The organism is Balnearium lithotrophicum (assembly GCF_900182585.1).
Classification (GTDB): domain Bacteria; phylum Aquificota; class Aquificia; order Desulfurobacteriales; family Desulfurobacteriaceae; genus Balnearium; species Balnearium lithotrophicum.
This window is the reverse complement of the sequence record NZ_FXTM01000030.1, coordinates 1-12,092: the sequence shown is the minus strand read 5'-3', so window position 1 is coordinate 12,092 and position 12,092 is coordinate 1. Positions and strand designations below refer to the sequence as shown.

Here is a 12,092-nt window from a genome sequence, read left to right as displayed (position 1 = left end):
GCCTCATCAAGGTCTTGGTTATAAGACTCCAGTAGAGAAGTTTGAGGAATATATTAAAAAACACCAGGGTGTCCACCATGTATTGAACGAGAACAAGTAGTTGAAATATAAGTAACATAAATATATATTACACGGCTATAAATTTAAAGATTTAATTCAACTTGTTTTATATTGTGATTTTGATTAAAATTAAATGTAGATTAAAAACATTTTAAAATGGAGGAGTTATGGCTAAAAAGGAAAACGAGTTTATACTCGACGATGAAAGAATAGAGGAAGGAGCTGAGTGTTTAAAAGCTTTGGCCTCTCCTGTTAGGTTAAAGATTCTCTTTACCCTCAAGGACAAACCCATGTGTGTTACAGATTTGGAACAGATTTTAGGAATTTCCCAATCTTCGCTCTCACAGCACTTAAGAACGCTAAGGTACAAGGGAATAGTTGCAAAGAACCGTGAGGGGAATAAAGTTTATTATTCGATAGCTTCAGATGCTTTTAGGGAACTGCTGAACCTTCTACCTGAAATTGCCTGCTTTAGAGGTTAGTTAATGCTTGAAAAGCTCTTTAGGAGAAAGAAACCTTCTAAAAAGGAGGAACAGCTTCAGCTACCAAGCGGTCTCTGGCTGAAGTGTGAAAGGTGTAAAACTCTCCTTTTTAGGGGAGAACTTGAAAGTTCCTTCTGGGTCTGTCCAAAGTGTGGATACCACTTCCCAGTTCCGGCTAAGGACAGGCTCTACATGCTCTTTGATAAAGGAACCTATGAGGAATTGGATGGGGAGCTTACACCAACCGACCCTCTAAACTTTAAGGACAGAAAATCTTACAGACAGAGACTTGAGGAGGCACAGAAAAAGACAGGATTAAAGGATTCAGTAGTTAATGCAAGGGGAAAAATAGAGGGTAGGGAAGTTTTAGTAAGTTGCTTTGATTTCAGGTTTATGGGTGGAAGTATGGGCTCGGTGGCCGGCGAGAAGGTAACGAGAAATGCAGAAAGGGCTGCAGAAGAGGGAATTCCATTTATCTGCATAACTGCTTCAGGTGGAGCGAGAATGCAGGAAGGAGTTCTATCCCTAATGCAGATGGCAAAGACATCTGCAGCCCTTGCACGTCTTGAGGAAAGGGGGGTGCCGTTCATAACGATTCTTACTCACCCGACAATGGGTGGAGTTTCGGCAAGCTTTGCCTTTCTTGGAGACGTGATTATTGCAGAGCCTGGAGCTCTGATAGGTTTCGCCGGCCCCCGAGTCATTGAACAAACAATAAAGCAAAAGCTCCCTGAGGGTTTTCAGAGGGCTGAATTTTTGTTAGAACACGGTCTAATCGATATGATTATTGAAAGGAGAGAACTGAAAAAAACCCTCTCGAAGCTACTGTTACACTTTGGAGGTTAGTATGGAAAGTTCAAAGGATAAGGCTGAAAGACTTGCAAGAACAATCGTCGCAGATTTTTTTCTTTACAATCAGGACAAGATAGATATGGGCCTTCAGAATGATGACTTCTTTGAGAGATTGAAGGATGAAATAGACGACTCTATTGCATTCTACAGGGAACACGTAGGTGGAAAGTTGGAACTGTTGTGGGATACACTGTTTAACAAGCTTATGCAGAGAGAAGCACAGTTAATTGAAGAGAGCTAATGTTCAAAAGAAACGTTAGATTAGTCCGGTCACAGATAAAGGAAGGACTTTCAAAGGTAAGTGGTCTCCCTGGGAGTTCAAAAGCACTTTTAATAAAGGAAATTGTTAAAAACATTTTCCCGTTAGTTGTTTTCCTCCCTACCGAGCAGTTAGCAAGGGCATTTTCTGAGGATTTAAAGAGGGAAGGATTAAAGTCTATTTACGTTCCATCGTGGGACGTTCCTCCCTTAGACGTCTCATCTCCACTTTCATCAGTTCAGTACGAAAGGCTTAGAGCTCTCTACTGTATATTTGCTACCTCTCCACAGTTGGTAGTTCTAACACCTTCTTCTTTTCTCCAGAAAGTTGTATCTCCAGAGTTTTTAATAGATAGGATTTTAGAGTTTAAAAGGGGCAGTGAGATTGCTCTTTCAGAGCTTCCCAAAAAACTAACCGGCTTTGGATTTAGAAGAGTAGACAGTGAACCTGAAAGTGGAGAATTCTCCCTAAAGGGAAGTTTCTTAGAGATAGTTACTCCCTTAAATGAAAGGGTAGAGATAGAGTTCTTTGGAGATGAAATTGAGACCTTAAAGGTGAACGGCTTGAATACCGAATCGTTCACACTTGTTCCGACATTAGAACTTCCTACGGATGAGGAGATGTTAGAGAAGCTCTCAAGGATTGATAGGGAAGTATCGGAAAGACACTCCCTTTTGGGTGAGCTCAGTGGAGCTGAGAAATTCCTTCCGGATGTTGTTGAACTTGTTCCAATTACAGAGTACATAGGAAACTTTAAAGCTGTATTTATTGAGCCCGAGCAGATAAGAACGTCTTCTGAGAGTTTTGTCTCGCAGGTAATGGAAAACTACGAAATTCTAAAGAGGGAGGGAGTAAGCTCATCATCACCTGAAAAGTTTATTGTTAGGGAGCTCCCCAAACCGACTCTTCTAATTTATGAGAAAAACGTTAAGAATTCTGTTGACTTTAAAATAGCTCCTCTTCCCTTTGTTGAAGATGAAAACTTAAAGGAAATTGTAAGGAGCCTCCAAGGTTACGAAGTAAAGTTAATCTATCAGACTGAGACTTTAAAGAAAGAGGCAGAAAAGCTATTTAACATATACAATATTAAGTACTCACTTGAGAGAGGAAGTTCGTTAGGTGGTTACAAATTTGAGGAGGGAAGGAGAGCTCTAATTGCAGAGGGAACTATAGAGATTCCCGTTAAAAAGGGAACTGACGTAACGGGACTTGAGCCGGGAACGTTGGTAGTTCACAGGGATTACGGAATAGGAGTATTTCAGGGAATAGTCAGTAGGGAGATAGGGGGAAAACTCTACGACTTCATAGAGATTGAGTACGCTGGAGGAGAGAAGCTATACGCACCGTTTACACAGATTGACAGAATTTACAGGTATACAGGATACAGGGGGAAAAACCCTAAGTTGGACAGGTTGGGGGGAACTTCCTGGAAGAACTTGGAGAGGAGAATTAAGGCCTCACTTGAGAGGTTTGCAAGGGAGCTTGCGGAGCTCTACAAGGAGAGGAAGAGCTCCGTAAAGGAAAAAATTGTTGGAGATGAGAGGCTAATAAGGGAGTTTGAGAGAAGATTTCCATACAGACTTACTTCCGACCAGCAGAGGGCAATAAGAGAAGTTTACAGGGATATGGAGTCTGAAAAACCGATGGACAGACTTCTCTGTGGTGACGTTGGATTTGGAAAGACGGAAGTTGCAATGAGAGCTGCCATGAAGGCAGTTTCTGCGGGAAAACAGGTTGCTGTTGTTGTCCCCACAACGGTCCTTGCCGACCAGCACTACAGAACGTTTAAGAGAAGGTTTTCAGGATTTCCCGTTGAGATAGAACTCCTTTCAAGGTTTAGGACGAAGAAGGAGCAGGAAGAGATACTGAGGAGGTTAGAGAGAGGAGAGATTGATATCGTAATAGGAACACACAGGTTAACCCAGGATGACGTTAAGTTTAAGGATTTAGGACTCCTTATAATAGATGAGGAGCACAGGTTTGGAGTTAAAACGAAGGAAAAACTGACAAAGTTAAAATCGAACATTGATGTTCTGTACCTGTCGGCAACACCAATTCCAAGAACTCTTTATTCAGCCCTTTCGGGTTTTAGGGACATATCAAAAATAGAAACTCCCCCTGCAGGGAGGAGGGGAACAAAGGTTGTTGTTGGAAAGTACACAGATGCCATTTTAAAAACGGCAGTTGAAAGGGAAATCTCAAGAAGCGGTCAGGTATTTATAGTTCACAACGATATATCGGCACTTCCTGAAATCAAGGAGAAGGTGGAGAAGCTCTTTCCAGATGTAAAGGTAGAAATTGTACACGGCCAAATGAGGAGCTCCCAGATAGAGAAAACGATGCACCAGTTCTTTGAGGGAAAAATTCAGGTTTTGGTTTCAACATCGATAGTTGAATCAGGTCTTGACGTTCCAAGTGCGAATACGCTGATAGTGATTGGAGCCGAAAGGTTTGGCCTTTCACAGCTCTACCAGCTTAAAGGAAGGGTAGGAAGGGGGGTTGAGAAGGGGTACTGTTACCTGCTGACTTCTCCGAATGTTAAGCTTACTCCCGAGGCGATTAAGAGACTTGAGGCAATGAAAAAACTGTCCCCGTTGGGTGGAGGATTTCAACTTGCCCTTAGGGACCTTGAAATAAGGGGAGCCGGAACTCTCTTAGGACCTAAACAGAGCGGATTTGTTGAGTCTGTAGGACTTGAGCTTTACACAAAGCTTCTTGAGGAAGTAACGAAGGAAAGGGAAGAGGAGGACGTTAAGATTAACATACCATTTGAAGCCTTCATTCCAGATACATTTATTGAAGACCCGAAGGAAAAGGTAAAGCTTTACTCCCAAATGGCATCCTCAGAAAATCCTGAAGAGTTCTTGGACAATTTGAAAAAGCTTAGGGGATACCTACCAGACCCTGTTGTTAATCTCTTTAAAACTATGCAGATTAAGAAGATAGCCAAGGAGTTAGGAATAAAGGAGGTATCAGTTACTCCCTCCATGAAGGCCATAATCTCCTTCGGAGAAAGTCCAAACGTATCGCCCGAAACACTTGTCTCCTTTGTTAAAGAGAAGGGGGCTGTTTTCACACCGGATAGGAAACTATATTTTGACGTGAAAAGTTTAGATGAACTCATAGAAGTTTTAAGAAATCTCAGGGAGAGAGAAAATGAAGAGAGCTCTAATTCTATCGCTACTCATAGCAGCATCTCCGATTAGTTACTCCTTTGCCCAGAAGGCTCAGAGTATTCAAGTTGATAAAAAAATAAAGAGGGAGTTCTTCTTCTCATTAAGGAACCACGACTTTGAAAAGGCCGAAGAGCTGATTGCTTCGGGAAAAATTCCAGTTGATATAAAGAACAAATTCGGTCAGACTCCTTTGTACTACGCTGTAGATGCAAACAGTGTTGATTTTGCAAGGTTCTTAATAAAACATGGAGCAAAAATTAACGCTAAGGACTATTTCGGATTCACTCCTCTCCATGAAGCTGTTGTTAGAGGAAGCTACGAGGTAGCAAAACTTTTAATAGAAAAAGGAGCTAAAGTTAACGAAAGGGACAAGTACGGTTATACTCCTCTCCACCTCGTCTGTATATACAACAGACCTAAAACTGCAAAGCTCCTGATAGAAAATGGAGCTAAAGTTAACGAAAAGGACAACTATGGAAATACCCCCCTTCACTACTGTGGAACCTCTAAAGGAAGTTATGCCGCTACCAAGGTTCTCTTAGAAAACGGAGCAGACCCAAGTATTAAAAACCAAAGAGGAAAAACTCCTTTAGACCTTGCAAATGAATCAAAGAACTATAGAGTAGCAAGGTTAATGGCTAAATATTTAAAAGTTAAGAGAAACGGAAGTTAAATTCCTAACTTAACAACTAATTTCCCTCTTTTAATCTCTATTCCCTTTACGAGTTTCGCTTTTTTTCCTTCTATTTTATAGACAGGAATTCCTTTAAGTACATCTCTAATAATAAAATTAACTGTTTTGTTTACTAAATCACTTTCAAACTTCTTTCCATTTAGTACAACATCTTTGGGTTTTAAGTCAACAAGGTAGAGTGTCTTCGTTTTTGAATCAAACTGAAAGGTTCCAATGGCATCAACTTTAGCATCTATTTCCTTTCCCAAAGGGGGAACTACTTCTAAATAAAAAGAAAGCTCCCCTTTATTGTTACCCAATAGCTTTAAATCTGGATTTTTAACTATTACTTTTGATAGAAAAATTTCACTCTTCTTGGGAAATTCCTTACAAACGTAGGACTCGAGTTTGCTCTCCGGGATTGAAAGTTCATAGGTACAGGAAACAACTAAAACTAAGGGCAATAAAAGTTTTAAAAGCTTTTTCAAGTTAACCTCCTAAATCTTAACACTTTCTTAACAATTAATAGGATAAACTTTCTGTAAGGGAAATTTAAACCTTTGGAGGAAAAAATGAGAAAGTTCCTGATTCTAACGTTAACTCTAACATCAATCATTTCCCTTCAGTCAAGGGCCGACACTATTTTAATTAATGGAACTCCTGTAAATCACCTCTACGTTGATAGTGAGGGAAGGCTCTACCTAACTCCAGGTCCCGGAAGAAAACCTGTAGAGATAAAAATTCCTTCCCGTTCAAGTGGAACTACTGTTGTTTCAAAAGATAAGAAGATAAAAATTGGTGGAGAGGCATATCTTCATTACGATGCGGATCTGAAGAATCCATCTCATAATAATGCTTTTAGAATTACAAGAAACTACGTGGAACTCCGCGGATACTTTAACGATAGAGATTACTTCAGAACAACGTTGGACGTCCACCAGGCAAAGGCCAAGAACGGAGACAGGGCTGGAGACTTGAACGGTTCCTACGTTGCAAGAATTAAGCACGCTTACGTTTACTTTCACAACGTTTTTCCCCACACCGGAGTTGAAATTGGCCTTGCCCACAGGCCGTGGCACGACTGGGAGGAGCACCACGGTTGGCTCCACAGGGATGTTGAGGAGACCCTAATAGAGAACAAGGAGGGGGCAGGCCTAGAAAACTCGGCAGACTTGGGTGTTTCATTCAAAGGAAAATACTCAATAGCTTCATGGCAGTTTGGAATATTCAACGGTGAGGGATACCACGGAGAGGAAAATAGTGAGCACTTTGGAAAATCCTTGGAGGGAAGACTTTCACTTAATCTATTTGAAGACTTTACGCTTTCTGGACATACAGCTCACATCTTTGACCTTAAAGGGCAGGATATGGATAGACACATTTATCAAGTCCATGCAGTTTACAACAATCCATACTTTTTGGTTGCAGCCCAGTACATCTGGGATAGGGACGATTACTACAACAAGAACGATGTAGACCAAAAAGGATACTCGTTCAATGCAGACTTAAAATTAAAGCCCTTTACAGGGTATTCGGTTGGAATTTTAGGAAGGTATGACCACTGGGACCCTAACGATGATAAATCAAACGATGAAAGGGACCACTTTGTTTACGGTGCTTGGTGGGACTACAGTAAACACGTAAGATTCACTGTTGTTGATGATAGACTAATTGACGATGCGGGAGAGGATAAGAACACACTTATGGCAGTTACGAAAGTCAAATGGTAGGACATTTGGTTAAAATAAAAAATACTTTAATTAGGAGGAAGGATGAAAAAGATAACTGCTCTATCCCTTTCTGCTGCAGTTTTGTTTTTTGGGTGTTGGGGAGGAAAAAAGGAAGAAGGAAAAAGGACAGAAAAGAAAACAGTAATTAACGGTGCAGGGGCAACGTTTCCCTATCCGGTCTATGCAAACTGGGCAAAGGAATACGAAAAGGCAACAGGAGTTAAAGTTAACTATCAGGCAATAGGTTCAGGGGGAGGAATCAGGCAGGTAACCGAAAGGACTGTTGACTTTGGTGGCTCGGACGAAATGTTACCACCAAAGGAGCTTGACAAGAGGAAACTATACCAGTTTCCCGCAATAGTTGGTTCAATAGTTGTCGTTTACAATCTTCCCGGTGTAGGGGATACTGAACTTAAGCTCTCAAACAAGGAAGTTTGTGACATTTTCATGGGAAGAGTAAAGTACTGGGATGACCCAGAAATAAGGAAGAATAATCCTAACGTGAAATTAACACACCAGAGGATAACAGTTGTCCACAGAGCCGAAGGCTCAGGTACAACCTGGAACTTTACCTATTGGCTCAGTAACGTATGTCCTGAGTGGAAAAACAAAATAGGATATGGAAAGGTCGTAAACTGGCCAGCTGGAATTGGAGCAAAAGGAAATGCAGGGGTTACAAACTATGTAAAACAGACTCCCGGAGCAATAGGTTACGTTGAGTATGCCTACAAGCTTCAGAACAATCTAAAGGCTGCTCAGCTTCAAACAAGGGAAGGAAACTTTGTTAAGCCTAACGAAAAAACGTTTAAAGCAGCGGCGTCCCACGCAAATTGGAATTTGAAGGACCACTTCTACCTACTAGGAAACCTTCTGCTTCAACCTGGTAAGGAGAGCTGGCCTTTAACTGCTACGAGCGTTATTCTCCTTCCAAGGGAAAAGAAGGAAAAGAACAAATTGGTTGTGGACTTCTTTGACTGGTCGTTTAAGAATGGAGATAAAATTGCTGTAAAGTTAGGGTACGTTCCACTTCCTAAGAGTACAAAGGAGATGATAAGAAAGTACTGGAAAGAAGTAGTTTTGAAGTAGTTAAGGGGGAGTACTCCCCCTTACTTTTAAGATAGAATGTCATCAATTGTAACAACTGTTCCAACCTTTCCGGCAATGTCTGGACCAGGCTTGAGGGTCTTTTTGCCAGGTCTCCAGTTTGCAGGGCATACCTCATCAGGATTTTCGTAAACGTACTTCCAAGCAGAGAGCTGTCTTAGAAGTTCGTTAACGTTTCTACCAACAGGTGGATTTAGAACTTCCTCGGCAACGATTACGCCGTCAGGGTTGATAATAAACCTTCCCCTTCTTGCAAGTCCTGCTTCCTCAATGTAGACACCGTAATCCCTTGCGGTCTTTCCTGTTGGGTCTGCGGCAAGGGGAAACTTAAGGTCCTTTAGAAGAGGCTCTGTTTCACAGAAGATTTGGTGGCTGAAGTGTGTATCAGTTGATACTGCAAGAACCTCTGCTCCGAGCTCCCTGATTTCATCAATTTTAGCGTTCACTGCTGCAATCTCTGTTGGGCAGACGAAAGTAAAGTCTGCAGGATAGAAGCATAGAACTAAAAACTTTCCTGCATAGTCTGAGAGTTTAACCTCTGTGTACTCCTTCTTAACAGGATCGTATGCATTTAGGCAAAACTCAGGTGCTTTTTGGCCTACAAGTGCCATTTCTCCTCCTCCTAAGGTTTGGTATTTTGTTATTAAAAATGATAATTAATTGCAATTGAAATTTCAAGGCAAATATATCTATAGAACCGGGATAAATCAATAGAAACTTTCTATGGATAAGTTAGAGATTTCCTAAAGGAAAAATTTGTCTATTTTTCTAACTGAATTCACTAAGGAGCTCCAATGAAGGACAAAATTGTTGTTAAGGGTGCAAGGGAACACAATTTAAAGAACGTTGACGTCGAAATTCCTAAAAACAAACTGGTTGTAATTACGGGGGTTTCCGGCTCGGGAAAATCTTCTCTTGCCTTTGATACGCTCTATGCAGAGGGGCAGAGGAGGTACGTTGAGAGTCTATCGGCCTATGCAAGGCAGTTCCTCCAGCTCATGGAAAAACCGGAAGTTGATCTTATAGAGGGACTGTCTCCTGCAATATCGATTGAGCAGAAGACTGTCTCAAAAAATCCCCGCTCAACGGTTGGAACGACAACGGAGATTCACGACTATTTAAGGCTCCTCTTTGCAAGGGTCGGAACTCCCTACTGTCCCAAGTGCAACGTTCCGATTGAACCTCAAACTGTTCAGGAAATCGTAGATAGGATTTTGAAACTCGAAGGGAGCAGAATTTTGATAATTTCGCCTGTGGTGAGGGAGAGAAAGGGGGAGCACAGGGAGCTCTTTGAGAAACTCACAAGGCAGGGGTTTAGAAGATTCAGAATAGATGGAAAGGAGTACAGGGCAGAGGAGGTTTTAAACCTAAAACTTGAAAAGAAAGTAAAGCACTCAATTGATGTAATTGTTGACAGGATAAAGGTTTCAAGTAAGGATAAAACGAGAATAGCTGACTCTGTAGAGATTGCAGTTAACCTTTCTGATGGACTTGTAACAGTTCAAAACTACGACACAAAGGAGGAGGAAACACTATCAACTAAGGGCTCCTGCCCAATATGCGGTTTTAGCTACAGGGAAATCTCTCCGAGGCTCTTTTCGTTCAACAGTCCTTTAGGAGCCTGTCCTGAGTGCGGAGGACTTGGATTTAAACTTGCAGTTGACCCGGAACTCCTTTTAGACTTTGATTCTCCCGTTGTTGAATCTGTGGAGCTCTCTAAAAGGGCAAAGTTTGAGTACATAAAGGACTTAATAGAGACCGGCTGTGAGGAGTTGGGAATATCCCCCTACACTCCTGTAAGGGAACTATCTAAGGAACAGTTGAATCTTCTCCTCTACTCTGAAAAGACTCCAGTGAGGGTATTTAATACAGTTCCATTCAGCAGGGGAAACTACAGGCCTTACTACTTTGAGGGAATAGTAAAGCACTTGGAGAGGAGGTACAGGGAGACAGAGTCCGATTACGTGAAGGAGCTGATAGAGCCATATCTGAGGGAAGTTGAGTGTAACAAGTGTAAAGGAAGGAGACTGAACAGGGAGGCGCTATCTGTAAAAATTGAGGGCTTAAACATAGCAGACGTTGAGTCCATGACGGTTGAAGGGTGCTACGGGTTCTTCGAAAAGGTAAAGTTTTCAGGCCAGAAGGAGAGGATAGCAGAGAGAATCCTAAAGGAGATAAGGAACAGGCTGAAGTTTCTATTAGATGTGGGGCTTGACTACCTGACACTTGACAGGAGAACATCAACCCTTTCGGGGGGTGAATCTCAGAGAATTAGGCTTGCAACACAAATAGGTTCAAGGCTTTCAGGCGTTCTGTACGTTTTGGATGAACCGAGTATCGGACTCCACCAGAGGGACAACAAGAGGCTCATTGAAACGCTTAAAAACTTGAGGAACTTGGGAAATACAGTTGTTGTCGTTGAACACGATACAGAAACGATAGAGAGTGCAGACTACGTAATAGACATGGGCCCCGGAGCAGGAGTTCACGGAGGGGAGGTTGTAGCAAAGGGAGCTCCAGAGGAAATAAAGGAGAACCCTAACTCCCTAACGGGAAAGTACCTCTCAGGAAAACTGAAAATTGAGGTTCCAAAGGAGAGGAGAAAACCGAAGGACAAGTGGTTAAGGGTAGTTGGGGCATCGGAGCACAACCTTAAGAACGTAACAGTTGAAATTCCCTTAGGACTCTTTGTCTGCGTTACAGGTGTTTCAGGTTCTGGAAAGTCGACACTTATTAACGAAATACTCTACAAAGCACTTGCTAAGGAGATTTACAAGAGTAAGGTTATTCCAGGAAAACACGAGAGAATTGAAGGGATTGAATTTATAGATAAGGTTATAAGAGTCGACCAGTCGCCGATAGGTAGAACGCCCCGTTCAAACCCTGCAACGTACGTTGACCTGTTTACGCCGATTAGGGAGCTCTTTGCATCAACGCCGGAGGCAAGGGCAAGGGGGTACAGGAAGGGAAGGTTCTCCTTCAACGTTCCCGGTGGAAGGTGCGAGGCCTGTAAGGGAGATGGGGTTGTAAAGATTGAGATGCACTTCCTTCCAGACGTTTACGTAACGTGTGATGTGTGTCAGGGTAAGAGGTTCAACAGGGAGACCCTCGAAATTAGGTACAAGGGGAAGAACATCCACGACGTTCTTGAGATGACAGTTGAGGAGGCAATGGAGTTCTTTAAGAACCATCCAAAGATTTTCAACAGGTTGAAGACGCTTTACGACGTTGGGCTTGGTTACATAAAGTTGGGACAGCCTGCAACGACTCTCTCGGGGGGAGAGGCTCAAAGGGTGAAACTTGCAAAGGAGCTCTCAAAGAGGGGAACGGGAAATACCCTCTACATTTTAGACGAACCAACAACGGGACTTCACATTCACGATGTCAAAAAGCTGATAGACGTACTCCAAAAGTTGGTTGATAAGGGGAACACAGTAATAGTTATTGAGCACAACTTAGACCTCATAAAGTGTGCGGACTGGGTCATAGACTTGGGTCCTGAGGGTGGAGAGAGGGGAGGAATGGTCGTTGCTACAGGAACTCCCGAGGAGGTTGCAAAAACGGACACCTGGACGGGAAGATTTCTGAGGGAAGTTCTACCTAAATAAATTTAATCGATAGTGGAGCCTGTTTGAAAAATCCATATGACCAAAAGGAGAACCCACAAGTTAAAGAGACAGAACTTAGTCAAAACAAATAACTGAGCTATATAAAAGCTCTTTGTTCTCTCATAGCTCCCAACATCTTGCTTAATCT

Annotated in this window: 10 protein-coding genes and 1 pseudogene; 8 read left to right on the top strand and 3 right to left on the bottom strand. The window is 42.2% G+C overall.

Annotation, left to right across the window (positions count from 1 at the left end; genetic code table 11):
- Positions 1 to 227: 227 nt before the first annotated feature.
- From FN732_RS08860 to FN732_RS08840, 5 genes are read left to right on the top strand one after another with little or no spacing between them, the layout of a single operon-like run.
- Positions 228 to 542, top strand: coding sequence for an ArsR/SmtB family transcription factor (locus FN732_RS08860; protein WP_142936195.1), 315 nt, complete (start codon positions 228 to 230; stop codon positions 540 to 542).
- A 3-nt stretch (positions 543 to 545) separates the two neighbouring features.
- Complete coding sequence (accD, locus tag FN732_RS08855) at positions 546 to 1,388, top strand: acetyl-CoA carboxylase, carboxyltransferase subunit beta (RefSeq protein ID WP_142936194.1); 843 nt, start codon at positions 546 to 548, stop codon at positions 1,386 to 1,388.
- 1 nt (position 1,389) lies between these two features.
- On the top strand, positions 1,390 to 1,635 hold the full coding sequence (locus tag FN732_RS08850) for a hypothetical protein (protein WP_142936193.1): 246 nt from the start codon (positions 1,390 to 1,392) through the stop codon (positions 1,633 to 1,635).
- The gene (mfd, locus tag FN732_RS08845) at positions 1,635 to 4,859 is read left to right on the top strand and encodes a transcription-repair coupling factor (RefSeq protein WP_142936192.1); all 3,225 of its coding nucleotides are present in this window, start codon (positions 1,635 to 1,637) and stop codon (positions 4,857 to 4,859) included. The genes FN732_RS08850 and mfd overlap by 1 nt, the downstream gene beginning before the upstream one ends.
- Positions 4,810 to 5,502 carry an ankyrin repeat domain-containing protein gene (locus FN732_RS08840; protein WP_142936191.1) on the top strand — a complete coding sequence of 231 codons (693 nt, stop codon included), beginning with the start codon at positions 4,810 to 4,812 and terminating at the stop codon, positions 5,500 to 5,502. The genes mfd and FN732_RS08840 overlap by 50 nt, the downstream gene beginning before the upstream one ends.
- On the opposite strand, the gene FN732_RS08835 is transcribed toward FN732_RS08840, so the two are convergent.
- Positions 5,499 to 5,990 carry a DUF1439 domain-containing protein gene (locus FN732_RS08835; protein ID WP_142936190.1) on the bottom strand — a complete coding sequence of 164 codons (492 nt, stop codon included), beginning with the start codon at positions 5,988 to 5,990 and terminating at the stop codon, positions 5,499 to 5,501. The two genes, FN732_RS08840 and FN732_RS08835, sit on opposite strands and share 4 nt — an antisense overlap.
- Before the next feature lie 84 nt (positions 5,991 to 6,074).
- On the opposite strand from FN732_RS08835, the gene FN732_RS08830 reads away from it, so the two are divergent.
- Together FN732_RS08830 and pstS are read left to right on the top strand one after the other, a co-directional pair.
- Positions 6,075 to 7,232, top strand: coding sequence for a hypothetical protein (locus FN732_RS08830; RefSeq protein ID WP_142936189.1), 1,158 nt, complete (start codon positions 6,075 to 6,077; stop codon positions 7,230 to 7,232).
- A 42-nt stretch (positions 7,233 to 7,274) separates the two neighbouring features.
- Complete coding sequence (gene pstS / locus FN732_RS08825) at positions 7,275 to 8,318, top strand: phosphate ABC transporter substrate-binding protein PstS (RefSeq protein WP_142936188.1); 1,044 nt, start codon at positions 7,275 to 7,277, stop codon at positions 8,316 to 8,318.
- A 26-nt stretch (positions 8,319 to 8,344) separates the two neighbouring features.
- Here the strand turns inward: pstS and FN732_RS08820 are convergent, their stop codons facing one another.
- Entirely contained in the window at positions 8,345 to 8,947 is a 603-nt protein-coding gene (locus tag FN732_RS08820; RefSeq protein ID WP_142936187.1) for a peroxiredoxin, read from the bottom strand.
- 183 nt (positions 8,948 to 9,130) lie between these two features.
- Here FN732_RS08820 and uvrA point away from each other — a divergent pair, with 183 nt between their 5' ends.
- Positions 9,131 to 11,944, top strand: a complete 2,814-nt coding sequence (gene uvrA, locus FN732_RS08815; RefSeq protein ID WP_142936186.1) for an excinuclease ABC subunit UvrA — start codon at positions 9,131 to 9,133, stop codon at positions 11,942 to 11,944.
- Between the two features lie 2 nt (positions 11,945 to 11,946).
- Here the strand turns inward: uvrA and FN732_RS08810 are convergent.
- Positions 11,947 to 12,092 (bottom strand): annotated as a pseudogene (locus FN732_RS08810) (IS5/IS1182 family transposase); the annotation flags it as partial.